Here is a 16,424-nt window from a genome sequence, read left to right as displayed (position 1 = left end):
TTCTCGTCGATTTGGGCATTCAGGCCTCACGGCGACCGGTGATCTCGGCCCAGCGGCGTTCGAGACGCTTGGCGGACACCGGCATGCGCGTGCCCAGTTGCTGAGCGAACAGCGAGACACGCAGCTCTTCGATCCACCAGGCGAACTCGGCCAGTGCCGGATCCTCCCAGCCATCGCGGCCCTCGGCCTGGCGGCGGTTGGCCAGCCGGGTCTCGAAGTCCTGGGCCTCCTGCATCAACATCTGATCGCGCATGCGTTCGCGCGGCGCCTTCTCGAGACGGATACGCGCCGCCTCCATGTAGCGTGGGTACTCCTGGAGCCATTCACCAGCCTCGCTGATGAAGCCGGGATGGACCAGCCGCTGCATCTGTGCCTTGAGGTCGCTGTAGACCAGTGCCAGCGACAGGCTCAGGTTGCCTTTCAGCGCCTGCGTCACTGCCAGATGGCCCTCGAGGGCGCGCTGCAGCGTCGTCACCAGGCCTTCGCCATGGGCCAGCAGTTCGCCGCGGCGCTCGTCGATCCGCTCGCTCAGCGCCTGGCGCGAGCGGGGCAGCGGGTCGAAGGCGATCTCGTGCAGAAACACCGCCGCCACCAGATCGTCGGCGAGCTGCGCCTTGCTGCCGACCTTGGCGAACAGCAGCGCACAGCGCTCGAGCCCCGGCAGGCGCTTGAGCGCCTTGACCTGGTCGGGCAGGCGCTGCATCGCCAGGCGCTTGATGCCGTGACGATGCGCCTCGTGGGCCTTGGCCGGATGATCGAAGAGCTCCACCGCCAGCGTGGCGCTCGATTCGGCGTCGCCCTGCTCGACCAGTGCCGGGTAGGCGGCGACCCGGATGCCCGCCTGGGTCGTGCTGCGCGACTCGGCCAGCGGCGTCTCGGGCAGGTCATCGACCGCCTGGCGCGTGTCGCCGGCCGCGTCCAGGGCCTGGGCGCCGGCGTTGGCGGCCGCGGCGAAACGCCGCTCGAGCGCCAGCGGATCGCGGCCCTGGCCCAGCTCGTTGCCTTCATGGTCGACCACCCGCAGGTTCATCACCAGGTGCGGCTCGAGCTGATCGCTGCGCCAATCCTCGGGGGCCAGGCGCAGCCCGGTCTTGAGGCGCAGGAACTCGCCGAGCGCCTCGCTCAACGGCACATCGTCGGGCGATAGCGTCTCGAGCGCGGCGTCCACCCAATCGGGGATCGGCACCACCTGACGGCGCACCGACTTGGGCAGCGACTTGAGCAGTGCGATGCACTTCTCGCGCAGCAGCCCCGGCACCAGCCACTCGAGGCGCTGGCGCGGCAGTTGCGAAAGCATCGCGGCGGGTACGGTCAGGGTCACTCCGTCATCCTCGGCGCCCGGTGCGAAATGGTAACTCAACGGATAGCGCACGCCCTTGAGGGTCAGCGTGTCCGGGTATTGCTCCTCGCTGACCTCGTCGGCCTGGCGGGCCATCAGGCTGGCCTTGTCGAGCTTGAGCACGCTCGGGTCGTCGCGCTCCGCCTGGCGCCGCCAGTGCTCGAAACCCTTGCCGTTGACGATGTCGCTCGGCAAGCGCTGATCGTAGAAAGCGAACAGCGTTTCCTCATCCACCAGAATATCACGCTTTCGCGCCCTGTCCTCCAGATCCTCGACTTCGTCGATCAATGCCCGGTTGTGGGCGAAGAATGCCGCCTGGGTACGGTATTCGCCCTCGACCAGCGCACGGCGGATGAACAGCTCGCGGGCCTCGGCGGGGGCGATGGGCCCGTAATGGACCTTGCGCCGGGCGACGATCGGCAGGCCGAACAGGGTGACCTGCTCGAAGGCCACCACCTGGGCGCGCTTCATCTCCCAGTGCGGCTCACTGTAGCTGCGCTTGACCAGGTGGCCCGCGAGCGGCTCGATCCATTCCGGCTGGACGCGCGCCACGTCCCGGGCGTATAGCTTCGAGGTCTCGACCAGCTCGCCGGCCATCACCCATTTCGGCGACTTCCTGGCCAGCCCCGAGCCGGGGTGAATCCAGAACTTGCGGTTGCGCGCGCCGAGGTATTCGCGGTTCTCGGTGAGCTGGCCGATGTTCGAGAGCAGGCCGCTGAGCAGCGCCTGATGGAAGGGCGCCTGCTGCCGGCGCACAGCTTCGCGTGTAGAAGATCCGCCCGCCTCGTCGTCGGTCTGGTCAGCGGCGCGAGCGACCGGCGCGGCGGCCGGCACGTGTATATCCATGTCGCGCAGTAGCTGACGCAGTTGCCTGAAGGTGTCATGCCACTCGCGCAGCCGCAGGTAGTTGAGATACTGCTCGCGACACCAGCGCCGCAACTGGTTGCCCGAGAGCGCCTCGCGGGCCGACTCGAAACCGTTCCACAGGTTGAGCCAGGCGGCGAAGTCGGACTCGGGATCGTTCCATTGCTGATGCTTCTGATCGGCGGCCTGGCGCTTGTCGGCCGGCCGCTCGCGCGGGTCCTGGATCGACAATGCACTGACCACCACCAGCACGTCGCGCAGGCAGTCCTGCTCGGCGGCGGCCAGCACCATGCGCGCCAGGCGCGGGTCGATGGGCAGTCGCGCCAGCCGCCGGCCGAGCGGTGACAGGCGGTTGCCCTCGTCGACCGCACCGAGTTCGAAAAGCAGCCGGAAGCCATCCTTGACGAAACGCGAGTCCGGCGGATCGACGAACGGGAAGGCTTCTATGTCGCCGAGCCTGAGCGAAAGCATCGACAGGATCACCGAGGCCAGGTTGGTCCGCTGGATTTCGGGCTCGGTGTAGGCCGGCCGGGCGAAATAGTCGTCCTCGCTGTAGAGGCGGATGCACACACCTTCGGCGATACGCCCGCAGCGGCCCTTGCGCTGGTCGGCGCTGGCCTGGCTGACCGGCTCGATCGGCAGCCGCTGAATCTTGGCGCGGTAGCTGTAGCGGCTGATGCGCACCAGCCCCGGGTCGATCACGTAGCGGATCCCGGGCACCGTCAGCGAGGTCTCGGCAACGTTGGTGGCGAGTACGATGCGCCGCCCGGCATGGCTCTGGAAAACCCGGTTCTGCTCGGTGTTGGAGAGCCGCGCGTAGAGCGGCAAGATCTCGGTGCCCCGCAGATCGGCGCGGCGCAGCGTATCGGCGGTCTCGCGGATCTCGCGCTCACCGGGCAGGAAGATCAACACGTCGCGCGGGCCACTGAACCAGCGCTTGTCGCGCTCGATGGCCTCGATCTCCTCCACCGCGTGCAGAATACCTTCCTGCAGGGTGCGATCCTCCTCGTCGTCGGCGTCACGCACCAGCGGCCGGTAATGCAATTCGACCGGGTAGGTACGCCCCGAGACCTGGACCACCGGCGCGGGACGCGGCTCGCCACCTTCACCCTGCGCAGCAGGCTGGGCGAAATGGCGCGAGAAGCGTTCGACGTCGATGGTCGCCGAGGTGATGATCACCTTGAGATCCGGACGCCGCTGAGTCAGCCGCTTGAGATAGCCGAGCAGGAAATCGATGTTGAGGCTGCGCTCGTGGGCCTCATCGATGATGATCGCCTCGTAGCGCTCGAGATCGGGGTCGTTCTGGGTTTCGGCCAGCAGGATGCCGTCGGTCATCAGCTTGACCAGCGTGGCATCGTTGGTCTGGTCGGTGAAGCGCACCTGATAGCCGACCTGGGCGCCGAGCGGCACCTCTAGCTCTTCGGCGAGACGCGTGGCCACCGAGCGCGCCGCCAGCCGCCGCGGCTGGGTATGGCCGATCAGCCCACGCCGCCCCAGGCCCAGCTCCAGGCACAGCTTGGGCAACTGCGTCGTCTTGCCCGAGCCGGTTTCGCCGGCGACCACCACGATCTGATGCTCGCGCAGCGCGGCGAGGATATCCTCGCGCTTCTCGGCGACCGGCAACGACTCGGGGTAGTTCAGCGTCACCGGCTGCGCCCGGCGCTTTTCGAGCAGCGCCTGTGATTTCGACAGACGCGAGTCGATCTGCTGCAATGCATGATCGACCGGTTTGCCGGCCTTGGCCCGCTGGCGCAGTTTGGCCAGCCGGCGACCCTGATCGCGAGCGTCGCGCAACAGGCATACGTCGAGTTGGGCCTGGCGACTGTCCAGGGCCCTCAGAGCATCGGGATTCGAAGCGGTAGCGCGCAAATCGTCCTCGCTGAATTCAATAAACGACCGGCCCGCCACGGTCGTACCGTGGCGGGCCGGCTATTGTATCGCCTTGCTGCACCCGCGAGCCAATCGCCGCAGGTGTCTGCCGCTCAGGAGTCGCGCAACTCGCGACGCAACACCTTGCCGACATTGGTCTTGGGCAGTTCGTCACGAAATTCGACGAACTTGGGGACCTTGTAACCGGCCAGTTCCTTCTTGCACCAGCCACGCAGGGTCGCCGCGTCCAGCGACTCGTTGCGGGCGACGACGAACAGCTTGATCGCCTCGCCGCTGTCGTCGTCGGGAACGCCGACCACCGCCGCCTCCAGGACATCGGGATGGCCGGTAACGACGTCCTCGACCTCGTTGGGATAGACGTTGAAGCCGGAGACGATGATCATGTCCTTCTTGCGATCTACGATGCGGATATAGCCGTCTTCCTGCAATACGGCGATATCGCCGGTGCGCACCCAGCCCTGGTCATCGAGCGCCCTGGCGGTGTCCTCGGGGCGATTCCAGTAGCCCTTCATGACCTGTGGCCCCTGCACGCAGAGCTCGCCGGCCTCGCCCAGCGCCAGGTCGTTGCCGTCGGCGTCGATGACCTTGACCGAGGTGCCCGGCACCGGCGTGCCGATGGTGCCCAGCTGGATCGCAGAGGGCGGGTTGAACGAGACGATCGGCGAGGTCTCGGTCATCCCGTACCCCTCGGCGACCGGGCAGCCGGTAACCTCCTCCCAGCGCTTGGCCGCGGCCTTGGTCAGCGCCATGCCGCCCGAGATGGTCAGCTTGAGCGAGGAAAAGTCCAGCGCGCGGAAATCGTCGCGATTGCACAGCGCATTGAACAGCGTGTTGAGCCCGACGAAGCCGGTGAAGCGGATCTTGCGCAGCGTCTTGACGAAGCCGTCGATATCCCGCGGGTTGGGGATCAGCACGCTGTGATTGCCGGTTTCCATCAGAAACAGACAATTCACCGTGAACGTGTAGATGTGATAGACCGGCAACGGCGCGATCACCGTCTCGCAGCCTTCGCCGAGCACATCGCTGATCACCGCCCGCGCCTGCAGCATGTTGGCGACCAGGTTGCGATGGGTGAGCATGGTGCCCTTGGCGACGCCGGTGGTACCGCCGGTGTACTGCAGCGCGGCGATGTCCTCGCGGTCGCGCTCGACCGGGCGATACTGCCGCCTGGCGCCACGCGCCAGCGTTTCGCGAAAGCCCAGCGAACCGGGCAGCGAATAGGCCGGAACCAGCTTCTTGATGTGACGCACGGCGAAATTGATCAGCGCGCGCTGGGGAAAGCCATGCAGGTCGCCGATCTCGGTCACCACCACGTGGCGAATCTCGGTCTTGTCGAGCACCCTTTCGAGCTTGTCGGCCATGTTGGCGAGAATCACGATCGCCTTGGCACCGGAATCGGCGAACTGGTGGCGCATCTCGCGTTCGGTATACAACGGATTGGTGTTGACCACCACCAGCCCGGCGCGCAGCGCGCCGAACACCGCCACCGGAAACTGCAGTACGTTGGGCAGCTGTATGGCGATGCGATCGCCCGGCTCGAGTTCGGTCTCGTGCTGGATCCAGGCGGCGAAATCCGCCGACAGGCGGTCGACGTCACGATAACGCAACACCCGGCCCATGCAGCTGAACGCCGGCTTGTCGGCGAACCGTTTGACCGAGGTCGCGAAGACATCGGTCACCGTGGCGTAGTCATCCAGCCCCTGCAGGGCCGGACCGGAAACGAGAGGCGCAGTGGCGTGCTGGCTCATGAGCAGATCTCCGCTGATACGTTCGACCGGAGTCGACGGGCTTTGTTGTTCTGCCACTCGGCAAGCGTCTGCCGGTGCGTTATTGCCGGGCTTTCGGGCGCACCCGAGCCGGCCGGTTGGGCTGTTACCTTAGCAGACCGCAGGATGCCGTAAAACGGCCGCTTGAAACTCCCGATTGAAATCGTCAGCCATGCGCTGGGCCGCTGCCGTCGTCCGCACTGTAGCGGGCCTGAATCTCGCCGTCGCGCCAGACCAGCAGCTCCCCGGGCTGCATGGCCGTCCAGTCCTCGTTGGCCGTCAAGGGTTCGGTGGCCATCACCGAAACCACGTCGGCTAGCGTGGTGTGCTCGCGGAAGTCGACGCTCATCTCGGTGTCGCTGAGATGGGCACGGCCAAACGGCGCGCGGCGAGTGAGGTGCACCAGCTTGGTCGAGCAATAGACGTAGAGATGCACGCCGTCCGAGAGCAGCAGGTTGCACACGCCCAGGCCGCGCAGCCGCTCGCACAGTCCGTGCAGCGCCGCCCATAGCGGGCCGGGTTCTTCCGGGACTTCGGCAAAGCGTTGCCGCAGCTCGCCGAGCAGCCAGCAGAAGGCATGCTCGCTGTCGGTGTCGCCCACCGGGCGGTAGAAGGACAATGCCAGCGCGTCCCAGCCCTGCAGTTGGCCGTTGTGGGCGTAACACCACGGGCGGCCCCACATCTCGCGGGTGAAGGGATGGGTATTGGCCAGCCGCACGTTGCCGACATTGGCCTGACGGATATGGCTGATCACCACGTGCGACTTGATCGGATAGTCGCGGATCAGACGTGCTATCGGCGAATCCGCCGAGGGACTGGGGTCGCGGAAATCGCGATAGCCGCCCTGCTCGTAGAAAGCGATCCCCCAGCCGTCGCGATGTGGCCCGGTGCGCCCGCCCCGGTGCAGGAAACCGGCGAAGCTGAAGCAGATATCGGTGGGCACGTTGGCGCTCATGCCCAGCAACTCACACATGGGGCTCCTCCCGCCGGGGTCCGTGGTGCGCGCGATGCCGACGCCGGGTACTGCGACGCCAACGCCAGAGCAGCAACAGCAACAGCAGCGCCCCCAGCAGCCACCACAGCGGATTCCGGCGCGTTTCGCGGGCGGCATGTTGCAGGCTCGCCGGCGCCTTCTCCCACAGCGACTCGACCCGGCCCGGCAACGCACCCAGCCATTGACCCAGCTCGTCGCCCAGCGCATCCAGCGACGAGCCCGAACCGGCGGTGGCTTCCTCCTGCTGTTCATCGAGCGTCTCGACGCTGGCATCGGGCCGGTCGAGGCTCGCGCTGCGCAGCCCGGTGGCAGCGTCGGGATTGAGTACCAGCGGGGGGAGCTCGATGGTGCGCGTATCGCCGTCCAGGCTGATGGTGGCCGTCAATGACAACGGCAACGAAACCGAGGCGTCGACCTCGGGCAGCGCAATCCGCCAGTCCTGTTCCCCCTGCGTACGGACCGTCAGCGGCTCGCCCTGCAAGGTGGCGGCGATCTGCGTGTTGCCGGCATTCAGGCGCGGATGCTCGGCATGCAGCACGACGCCGCCAGCTGCGCCGTCGAGTTCGGCGCTGATCGGCGCCAGCACGTTGACCGCCTGGCGTCGTTCGCGAATGAATCGATCATTTTCGGCGACCACCGCCAGGCGGGCGTTGCCGACCTCGCGCGGCGGCGCCAGGACGCCGTGATAGCCATCGCCTGCGGCCTCGCGCTCGAGAGCCACCGACTGACGAACCCGACCGTCGATGCCACGCAGTTCGGCGCGCAACTCGAGACCGGGCGGCAGCGTATCGGGCGAGCCATCCGGCTGGTTCAGGCCGGCCTCGATCGGGGTCTCGAAGCCCTGATAGAGGGTCGTCGGCAGTCGCGGAATACGCAGCGCGAGGTCCGACTCGACGCTGACCCGACTATCGGCCCCCACCTCGCCTTCGAGACGCCACTCACCGGCCTGCGGCCCCGGCACGTGGATGATGTCGAAGCGCGGCTGATGCTGCCAGCGGATCGCATCCGGATGGTTCTCGAGGGTGTAGCGCGTGCCGTCGGGGGCGATCAGCACCGGTGCCGGCGCGTCCGGGCCATGGAACAGCAGCGCCGAGAAGGCGTCGACGCGATCGTCGATCGGAAAGCTCTTGGCGTCGAGGGGCACCTGGTCGCGGGGAAATATCCGGTCGAATACATCGAGGAAGGCGCGCAACAGCGCTTCGGGATCTTCGGCGACCGCGTTGAGGCCATCGGTCTCGCGGGCCAGACTCTCGAGCAGGCTCAAGTCCACGCCCGACGAGAAGGCGATGGTATGGACCACCACCGCTTCGTCGGCCAGGGTGGGCGCGAGTTCGTCGACCAGACGCTGGCGCGACGCCTCGTCCCGGGCGCGCTTGTCGCCCTCGCCGGGTATGTCGACCACCCCGTCGGTGAGCAGTATCAGGTGGCGCTTGCCCTCGGTCGGGGCCGCGTTGGCGGTTTCGCGCACCGCCTGCTCGATGTCGGTGTATTGCTGATAGTCGGACAGCGCCGGTTTCAGCGCCAGCGCCCGTTGCCGCCACCGCTCGTCGATCGTCGCGCTCGGCAGCGGGTTGGCCACGCGGCTGCCGAAGGTCCACAAGCCACCGCGTGCCCCCGAAGGCAACAGCGTCACCATCAGCTCCAATGCGCTGTCGCTGAGGCGATTGGGGTCGTTGCGCTTCATGCTCCCCGATACGTCGAACAGCAAGCGCACATCGGGGGCCGTCTCAGCGGCCTGTAGTGTCCCGCACAGCAGCAGCGACAAGGCCGCAGCAATCAACCCTCGCATGGCAGTTCCTTAGGGGCTAGCCAATAACCGGTTCACGGCGCGAAGCCGGCGCCGGGTCCTTACCCTCGCTCGCGCCATCGTCGTCCGCCTGGCGGCTGACGCGACGACGGCCCAGCCCCCACCAGCCCAGCACGCCCAGCGCCGCCCCCAGCGCCATGCCCAGCAGCAACAGCGGAACGGCGGTTGCCAGCGCGGCTCCGTCGTGCTGCAGGAAGGCGATGCCGGCTACCACCACCGCCGGGGCCATGCCATGATAGGTCGCATCCGCATCGAGCAGCGGCAGGCTGAAACTGCAGGGCATCCAGATCAGCCCCGCCACCACGCCGGTGACGACGAACCGTGGCAACCTGGGCAACCAGCGAATCGCCAGGTAGCCCGTTCCCAGCACGACCAGCGACAATGCCACGTAGCTCAGCCAGAGAAGCGGCATCGAGTCGGAAATCAGCATCGTTCTACGTTCTCCCTCTACACGTTTTGTTCATCATGGTACACCGCGTCCAATGAAAGCACAGCAGCCCATTCCAACGCCGTCCGACGCCCCGTTTGCACGCTTCAGGCGCCCCGCGGACTCTCGCTGGCACTGGCTTGAACAGCGCGACGACCCGCAGGTGACGGCCTTTCTCGAAGCCGCCAACGGCGAGTGCGACACCTGGTTCGAGCCGCTCGAGCCCCTGGTCGAGGCGCTCTACCAGGGCCACCTGGCACGCCGTGAACTCGCCGTGAGCGGCCTGCGCACGCCCCTCGAACGCTACACCTACTGGAGCGAGACGGCCGCCGACGCCGACTATCCTGTGTGGTGGCGTCACCCCAATGACCACAATGAACGCCACGAGTGCCTGCTGGATCTCGAGGCGCGCGCCGGCGAACGACGTTTTCTCGAGCTCGGCGACCTGGCGATCTCGCCCGCCGAGGATCGCCTGGCCTGGACCGAGGACAGCCGCGGCGACGAATACTTCGACCTCTACCTGCGCGCCCTGCCCGACGGCGAGCCGCGACTGCTGCTCGAGGGCATCGGCCCCGAGCTGACCTGGGCCGAGGACAACCGCACCCTGCTGTTCACCCGCTACGACGCCACCCAGCGTCCGGCCAGTGTATGGCGCATGGATATTCATGGCGGCGAGCCGGTGCTGCTGTTCGAGGAGCACGACGTCGAGTTCTGGGTCGGTCTGGGCAAGACCCGCTCGCGCACCTGGCTGGTACTCGAAAGCGCCTCCAAGGACACCGCCGAGTGTCACCTGATCCCCGCCGCCACGCCGAATACCCGACCACGTTGCGTGCGCCCCCGCGAGCCCGGCGTCGAATACGCGCTGGAACACCGCCCGGGCTACTTCTACATCCTGCACAACCGCCAGGCGACGCACTTCCGCCTCGATGTCGCCGACGAAGACAGCCCCGGACACTGGCAGCCGCTGATCGGCCATCGCGACAATCAGACCCTGGAAGGCGTCGACGCCTTCGCCTGGGGCCTGGTGATCACCGAACGCGATCACGACCAGGCCCAGGTGCAACTGCGCGTGGTCAGCTTCGACGCCCGCCACGCGATTGCCGACGATCGCCTCCTGCCGCTGCCCGAGGCCCCATGCAGCGTGGCGCTCGGCGACATCCCCGACTTCGCCACGCGCCGCCTGCGCCTGCGCGAGGAATCGTTCACCCTGCCGCCGCGCTGGATCGAGCACGACCTGGACGGCGATACCCGGCGCCTGCTCAAGGCCCAACCGGTCCACGGCGACCTGACGCCCGGACAGCTAGCCTGCCGGCGCCTGTGGGCCACCTCCCACGATGGCGAGCGCATCCCGGTCTCGGTGGTGGCGCGCGCCGACCGGCTCGGGGCGACCGCGCTGCCCACGCTGTTGTATGGCTACGGTGCGTATGGCGAGGTGCTCGACCCGTGGTTCTCGATCGCCCGGCTCGAGCTGCTGTCGCGGGGCGTGGCGTTCGCCGTCGCCCACGTGCGCGGCGGCGGCGACCGCGGCGAACCGTGGTACCTGGCCGGCAAGCTCGAACACAAGGAGAACAGCTTCCGCGATTTCCTCGCCGCCCGCCAGGCACTGGTCGAGGCCGGACTCGCCGACGAACGACGGATCGCCGCCTATGGCGCCAGCGCCGGCGGCCTGCTGGTGGGAGCGAGCCTCAACCTCGACCCCGGCGCCTTCTGCGCGGCGGTCCTCGACGTACCCTTCGTCGACGTGCTGCGGACCATGGAAAACCCCGACCTGCCGCTGACCACCGCCGAATACACCGAGTGGGGCAATCCCGACGAGCCCGACGCGCGACGACGCATCCGCGACTATTCGCCGCTCGACAATCTCAGCGACCAGCCCTACCCGGCGATCTTCCTGCAGGGCAGCTGGCACGACTCGCGGGTGCCCTACTGGGAGCCGGCCAAGCTCTACGCACGGCTCAACGAATTGCGCGCCGCGCGCCTCGCCGCCGACGGGAACGACACGGCGGACGGCCGCCCCGCGGAGGGCCGCCCCACGGATCGCCGCCCGACGGACGGCCGCCCCGCGGAATGCCGTCCAGCGGATCGCCGCCCGATCCTCCTACGTAGCGACATGAGCTCGGGGCATGGCGGGGCGTCGGGGCGTTTCAAGGCGTGGAGGGACAACGCCCGCCAGGATGCGTTCCTGCTCTGGGCGCTGGACCTGACGGAGAGCCGCGACTAGTGCATGGCGAAGATCGTCACTCGTCGATCGACAGGATATCGATGATGCGCTCTTCCCAGTCGGCTTCGTCGACGGCGCTCTCGGCGATCGCGAAACCGGCAACGCCGATTCCGGCACGCTGCACGCTGCCGGGATCGCCCGAGACCAGCGGGTGCCAGTCGGCCAGCCCGCGCCCCTCCTCGAGACGCCGATAGGCGCAGGTTGCCGGCAGCCAGCGAAACTGCGCGACCCGCTCGCGGGTCAACGGCACGCAGCCGGGCACCCGCGCGCTGCGGTTGGGATAGTCGCTGCACCGGCACGCCTGTATATCGAGCAGTCGACAGGCGACATCCAGGGTGGCGATGTCGCCGCTCTCCTCGTCTTCCAGCTTGTGCAGGCAACAGCGCGCGCAACCGTCGCACAGCGCCTCCCACTCCTCGCCGGTCAGTTCGTCGAGCGGGTAGCGTTCCCAGAAACGATCTCGCAACTCGTCACTCCTGCCCGGCAGGCAGCTCGGTCGACGCCCGGTACAGATCGAGCAGATAGTCGTCCCGGCCCGGCGGCATCTGCAGGTAATAGCCCTTGTCGTCGATCGCCGCCAGCACCTCGCCGGCATCGGCCCGCGCCAGCCGGCGTTCGGGCCCCAGCAGCAGGGTCAATACCGGCTGCGGCTTGCCGAAGCGTTCGAGCAGTGCCTCGGGCACCGCGTCGACGCCCTGGCGCTTGTCGACGAAGAGATACATCTCCTCCTTGCGCGGGCTACGGAATATCTCGCATAAGCGCTTGTCCATCGTGACGTTCCTCATGGCGTTCATGCCGGCCCATCGGCAGCGCCGCCTTCGAGCGCCCGGCGCAACGGCGCGGCGAGCAGCTCGCCGCGCCAGCCCCCGGGCAGCGGCAGTTCCCGGCCCTCGAGATCGGCGATGACCAGCGCTTCGAGCTCGCGGCGCCGGGCCAGCACCTCGGGTGCCACGCCGAGTCGCTCGGCGGTCTCGCCGACGCAGCGCTTGAGCAGCTTGAAGCGTTTCTTGAACGGTCCCGACAGCGGCGACGGCAATGCCGGCGGCAGTTCGGCGTCGTCGAGGTGTGCCGCCTCACGGACCAGGGCCAGCAGCACATCGCCCTCGCGCTTGACCAGGCTCGGCTTGATGCCCTCCACGGCCGCCAGTTCATAGCGGTTGCTCGGCATGCTTTCGGCGACGGCGAACAGCACCTTGTCGCTGACCAGCCAGTTGCGCGGCAGGTTGCGGCTGCGCACCTCGGCTTCACGCCAGCCGGTCAGGCGCTGGTAGGCGGCGATCGAACGCGGGTCGAGTCGCCACAACTGGCGCTGGCGACGAAACCATTCGCCGTCGCTGTCCAGGCTGCGCTGCGCCTGGGCGACCAGCGCGGCGCAATCGGCCTCGAGCCAGCTCAGTCGCTGGCGTTCGAGCAGGGCCTGGCGCTGCGCCTCCCACAGTGTCGGCAGGTAGATCACGTCGAGCGCGGCGTAGCGACGCTGGGCCTCGCTGAGCGGCCGCGCCAGCCAGTCCGAGCGCGTTTCGTCCTTGGGCAGGCTGTCGCCCGTCCAGTGCTCGACCAGCCGTTGGTAGCCGATCGCCGGATCCTCGGACAACAGCCCCTGGGCCACCTGGGTATCGATCAACGGCTGCACGATCACCCCGCTCCAGTTGAACAGCACCTCGAGATCCTCGCTGCTGGCATGCAGCAGCTTGACCGGGCCCTCCGGGCCCAGCAGCCGGCGCACCGCCGGCGTCGCGGCGATCGCCTGGGGATCGATCAGGTAGGCGTGCTCGCCGCCCGAGAGCTGAATCAGCGCGGCCACAGGGTAAAAGCTCGACTCGCGGAAGAATTCGGTATCCACGGCCAGCCAACGGGTCTCGGCGAGTTCATCGCAGACCGCATCGAGGGCATCGGCGGTGTCTATCCAGTGACTGATCGGTTCCTGGGGCATGGATGTCCTGCAGTGAGTGAAACGGGAAACTGTCAGTCGCCCTGGAAGGGCAAGCGACCGTTGAAGGCGCGGCTGAGCGTGCCGCCGTCGACGTATTCGAGCTCGCCGCCCATGGGCACGCCGTAGGCCAGGCGCGACAGCCGCAAGCCACGCTCGCGGATCTGTTCGGCGATGTAGTGAGCGGTCGCCTCGCCCTCCACCGTGGGATTGGTGGCGAGAATCACCTCTTCGACACCGCCCTCGTCGAGCCGCGCGTCGAGCAGCTCGAGACCGATGTCTTCGGGCCCGATGCCATCCAGCGGCGAGAGATGGCCGTGCAGCACGAAATAGTGACCGTGATAGCCACCGGCACCCTCGATCGCCAGCATGTCGGCCGGCGATTCGACGATGCACAGCAGCGCGGCATCACGCCGTGCACTGCGACACAGCGCGCAGACCGGCTCCTCGGTAAGGGTCCGGCAACGCTGGCAGTAGCCGACCTGCTCGAGCGCGGTGCCGAGCACCTCGACCAACCGACGACCGCCGTCCCGCTCGCGCTCCAGCAGATGCAGGGCCATGCGCTGCGCCGTCCGCGGACCGACACCCGGCAATATGCGCAGCGCCTCGAGCAGACGATCGACCAGGGGAGAAAAGCTCATCAGAACGGCATCTTGAAGCCCGGCGGCAGGTTGAGCCCCTCGGTGGCTTCCTCCATCTTGGCGCGGGAGCTGGTCTCGACCTTGCGTACCGCGTCGTTGACCGCGGCGGCCAGCAGGTCCTCGAGCATCTCCTTGTCCTCCTCCATCAGACTGGGATCGAGTTCGACCTTGCTGACGTCATGGCGTCCGTTCATGGTCACCGTGATCATCCCGGCGCCGGCCTCGCCGGTCACCTCGGACTTGGCGATCTCTTCCTGGATGCGCTGCATCTTTTCCTGCATTTCCTGGGCCTGCTGCATCAGGTTGCCCATTCCGCCCTTGAACATGGCGATCACCTCGTGGCTGTCGATTGACGTGGGTTGGCACTGTGGAGCGTGGCGGCGGGCTTAGCGGGCCGCCGGTGTTCCGGCTTGAGCAGTCTGCGGCGCGACGGTCTGTTCGAGCAGTCGCGCACTGAAAGCCTGCTCCAGTTCCTGAATATGCGGGTCACCTCGCAACGCTTCAACCGCTTGCGCATGGCGCTCACGCGCCTCGCGGTCACTGCGCGACTTGGGGGTTTCGACATCCGCCGGCAACTCGGCGGATTCGATGCCGACCCGTCGCTCGATGCCCACGGCGGCCAGCGCCTTGCGCACGCGTTCGACGTGGACCTCGGCATTCATGGCCGCCTGGCCGGGATCGAGGTGCAGCGTGAGCGCTTCGCCGTCATCGTGCCCGACCATGCAGTGAGCGGCCAGGTTGCGGGTCAGTCCGGACAGCGCCAGGCTCGGAAACAGCTCGAGCCAGGCGGCATGATCGAAAGCGACCGCCTCGCCGGATGGCGACGCGGTGTCACCGATCTCCGGTGCGCTCGAGGCATCGACGGCCTCCTCGCTGGCCGGAGGCTCGCCGGGCGCTTGCGTTTCTCCGGCATCGCGCCAGGCCTCGCCGGGGTCCGGCGCTTCGCCGGGCACGGGCTCCGAGCGCATATCGCCCCCGGGCTCCTCGTCGCCGCTGTAATCGGCGCCGGCCCACGGGACCGAAGCATCCGCGCTGGCAGGCCGCGATGGAGCGGCCCGGCGGGTCTCCTCGCCGTGATCGGACGCCAACGCTTCGCGCGGGTCGGGATAATCCGGGTCCTCCGCCGGCGCCGGCCGGGGCTCGGCGGCTGCCGTCTCGGGGGGCATGGGTGCCTGCGAAGGAGCCTCCTCGACCGCTTCCCAGGGCGGGCGTGGGGCGGCTTGCGGCGACTCATCGGCAACCGGCCCGCTGACGGGCGGCTCGGGCGGCTCGACCGGCCCTGCGGCCGGCTCGGGTGCCTGCGGACTGGCCACCGACGGCGCCACGCTGCCGGCATCCGCCCCTGCAGCAGCGGGCGACTCGCCGGCGGCCCCCGGCGTCGACTCGCCGCGCAGCGGCAGCGGCGTCTGCGGCGGCTTGGGCACCCCCTGGGGACGAAAGGCGAGCATCCGCAGCAGGGTCATTTCCAGCGCGGTGCGCGGCTCCGGCGTGCTGTCCATGTCGCTGCGGCCCTGCAGGCCGATCTGGTAATAGAGCTGCACATCCTCGGCGGTGAATCGCGCTGCCAGCGCCAGCAGCGTTTCGCGGTCGCCATGCCCGTTGTCGAGCGCATCGGGCACCATCTGGGCGATCGCCAGGCGATGCAGGATGCCGGTCAGGTCGTCGAGCACACCGGCGAAATCGGGCCCCTGCTCGGCCAGGCTGGCGATCTCGGCCAGCACCCGCGCCGCATCGACCTCGGCCAGCGCCTCGACCAGCGCCAGCAGATGGCGATGGTCCAGCGTGCCGAGCATCGCCGCCACATCGGCGTGCCGCACCTGCCCCTGACCGAAGGCGATCGCCTGGTCGGTCAGGCTCATGGCGTCACGCATCGAGCCTTCGGCGGCCTTGCCGAGCAGCCACAGCGCGGGCTCCTCGAAGGACACCGACTCGGCCTCGAGCACCCGGGCCAGGTACTCTACGATCCGTTCGGGCGGCATGTTCTTGAGCGCGAACTGCAGGCAACGCGACAGCACGGTCACCGGCAGCTTCTGGGGGTCGGTGGTGGCCAGCAGGAACTTGACGTGGGGTGGCGGCTCCTCGAGTGTCTTGAGCAGCGCATTGAAGCTGTGCGTCGAGAGCATGTGCACCTCGTCGATGAGGTACACCTTGTAACGCCCCTGCGAGGGGGCGTACTGCACGTTGTCGAGCAGCTCGCGGGTATCCTCGACCTTGGTCCGCGAGGCCGCGTCGACCTCGATCAGGTCGACGAAGCGCCCCTCGTCGATGTCCCGGCAGGTCGAACACTGACCGCACGGCGTCGAGGACACGCCGTCCTGGCAATTGAGACACTTGGCGAGAATCCGCGCCAGGGTGGTCTTGCCGACCCCGCGCGTGCCGGTGAACAGATAGGCATGATGAAGGCGCCCCTGATCGAGGGCGTTGATCAACGCCCGCTGGACGTGTTCCTGACCGACCAGTTCATGGAAGGTGCGCGGCCGCCATTTGCGGGCCAGTACCTGATAGCTCATGCAGCGCGGAAGTCCTTGCGGCTAGGGTCGGGGCA

12 protein-coding genes are annotated in these 16,424 nt (G+C 67.9%); 1 reads left to right on the top strand and 11 read right to left on the bottom strand.

Annotation, left to right across the window (positions count from 1 at the left end; genetic code table 11):
- Window positions 1-19: 19 nt before the first annotated feature.
- The 5 genes from hrpA to HR9077_RS04630 form a co-directional block, all read right to left on the bottom strand.
- Window positions 20-4,072 carry an ATP-dependent RNA helicase HrpA gene (hrpA, locus tag HR9077_RS04650; protein WP_136065629.1) on the bottom strand — a complete coding sequence of 1,351 codons (4,053 nt, stop codon included), beginning with the start codon at window positions 4,070-4,072 and terminating at the stop codon, window positions 20-22.
- Between the two features lie 113 nt (window positions 4,073-4,185).
- Entirely contained in the window at window positions 4,186-5,841 is a 1,656-nt protein-coding gene (locus tag HR9077_RS04645; RefSeq protein ID WP_136065627.1) for an AMP-binding protein, read from the bottom strand.
- Window positions 5,842-6,025: 184 nt separating this feature from the next.
- Window positions 6,026-6,832 (bottom strand): class II glutamine amidotransferase, encoded by an 807-nt coding sequence (locus HR9077_RS04640; RefSeq protein ID WP_136065625.1) that lies wholly within the window; start codon window positions 6,830-6,832, stop codon window positions 6,026-6,028.
- Entirely contained in the window at window positions 6,825-8,642 is a 1,818-nt protein-coding gene (locus HR9077_RS04635; RefSeq protein ID WP_136065623.1) for a vWA domain-containing protein, read from the bottom strand. Before HR9077_RS04635 ends, HR9077_RS04640 begins: the two co-directional genes overlap by 8 nt.
- 16 nt (window positions 8,643-8,658) lie before the next feature.
- Window positions 8,659-9,090 carry a hypothetical protein gene (locus HR9077_RS04630; RefSeq protein ID WP_136065621.1) on the bottom strand — a complete coding sequence of 144 codons (432 nt, stop codon included), beginning with the start codon at window positions 9,088-9,090 and terminating at the stop codon, window positions 8,659-8,661.
- A 52-nt stretch (window positions 9,091-9,142) separates the two neighbouring features.
- Between HR9077_RS04630 and HR9077_RS04625 the strand changes: the two genes are divergently transcribed.
- Window positions 9,143-11,308 carry a S9 family peptidase gene (locus tag HR9077_RS04625; protein WP_136065619.1) on the top strand — a complete coding sequence of 722 codons (2,166 nt, stop codon included), beginning with the start codon at window positions 9,143-9,145 and terminating at the stop codon, window positions 11,306-11,308.
- A gap of 16 nt (window positions 11,309-11,324) precedes the next feature.
- Here HR9077_RS04625 and HR9077_RS04620 read toward each other — a convergent pair whose 3' ends face one another.
- The 6 genes from HR9077_RS04620 to dnaX are packed head-to-tail and all read right to left on the bottom strand — an operon-like array spanning window position 11,325 to window position 16,389.
- Entirely contained in the window at window positions 11,325-11,774 is a 450-nt protein-coding gene (locus HR9077_RS04620) for a YcgN family cysteine cluster protein (RefSeq protein WP_136065617.1), read from the bottom strand.
- Between the two features lie 4 nt (window positions 11,775-11,778).
- The gene (locus tag HR9077_RS04615) at window positions 11,779-12,078 is read right to left on the bottom strand and encodes a YcgL domain-containing protein (protein WP_136065615.1); all 300 of its coding nucleotides are present in this window, start codon (window positions 12,076-12,078) and stop codon (window positions 11,779-11,781) included.
- A gap of 20 nt (window positions 12,079-12,098) precedes the next feature.
- On the bottom strand, window positions 12,099-13,241 hold the full coding sequence (rnd, locus tag HR9077_RS04610; RefSeq protein WP_136065612.1) for a ribonuclease D: 1,143 nt from the start codon (window positions 13,239-13,241) through the stop codon (window positions 12,099-12,101).
- Between the two features lie 32 nt (window positions 13,242-13,273).
- Window positions 13,274-13,879 carry a recombination mediator RecR gene (recR, locus tag HR9077_RS04605; protein ID WP_136065610.1) on the bottom strand — a complete coding sequence of 202 codons (606 nt, stop codon included), beginning with the start codon at window positions 13,877-13,879 and terminating at the stop codon, window positions 13,274-13,276.
- Entirely contained in the window at window positions 13,879-14,205 is a 327-nt protein-coding gene (locus tag HR9077_RS04600; protein ID WP_136065608.1) for a YbaB/EbfC family nucleoid-associated protein, read from the bottom strand. Before HR9077_RS04600 ends, recR begins: the two co-directional genes overlap by 1 nt.
- Before the next feature lie 60 nt (window positions 14,206-14,265).
- The gene (gene dnaX / locus HR9077_RS04595; protein ID WP_136065606.1) at window positions 14,266-16,389 is read right to left on the bottom strand and encodes a DNA polymerase III subunit gamma/tau; all 2,124 of its coding nucleotides are present in this window, start codon (window positions 16,387-16,389) and stop codon (window positions 14,266-14,268) included.
- Window positions 16,390-16,424 lie beyond the last annotated feature (35 nt).

The organism is Modicisalibacter radicis, assembly GCF_900961225.1.
Lineage (GTDB): Bacteria > Pseudomonadota > Gammaproteobacteria > Pseudomonadales > Halomonadaceae > Modicisalibacter.
This window is presented reverse-complemented; position numbering and strand designations above follow the sequence as displayed.

Coding starts and splice junctions, on each gene's coding strand:
- HR9077_RS04635 (WP_136065623.1), bottom strand. CDS start 8,642: ATGCGAGGGTTGATTGCTGCGGCCTTGTCGCTGCTGCTGTGCGGGACA.
- HR9077_RS04640 (WP_136065625.1), bottom strand. CDS start 6,832: ATGTGTGAGTTGCTGGGCATGAGCGCCAACGTGCCCACCGATATCTGC.
- HR9077_RS04615 (WP_136065615.1), bottom strand. CDS start 12,078: ATGGACAAGCGCTTATGCGAGATATTCCGTAGCCCGCGCAAGGAGGAG.
- HR9077_RS04645 (WP_136065627.1), bottom strand. CDS start 5,841: ATGAGCCAGCACGCCACTGCGCCTCTCGTTTCCGGTCCGGCCCTGCAG.
- rnd (WP_136065612.1), bottom strand. CDS start 13,241: ATGCCCCAGGAACCGATCAGTCACTGGATAGACACCGCCGATGCCCTC.
- HR9077_RS04630 (WP_136065621.1), bottom strand. CDS start 9,090: ATGCTGATTTCCGACTCGATGCCGCTTCTCTGGCTGAGCTACGTGGCA.
- dnaX (WP_136065606.1), bottom strand. CDS start 16,389: ATGAGCTATCAGGTACTGGCCCGCAAATGGCGGCCGCGCACCTTCCAT.
- HR9077_RS04600 (WP_136065608.1), bottom strand. CDS start 14,205: ATGTTCAAGGGCGGAATGGGCAACCTGATGCAGCAGGCCCAGGAAATG.
- recR (WP_136065610.1), bottom strand. CDS start 13,879: ATGAGCTTTTCTCCCCTGGTCGATCGTCTGCTCGAGGCGCTGCGCATA.
- HR9077_RS04625 (WP_136065619.1), top strand. CDS start 9,143: ATGAAAGCACAGCAGCCCATTCCAACGCCGTCCGACGCCCCGTTTGCA.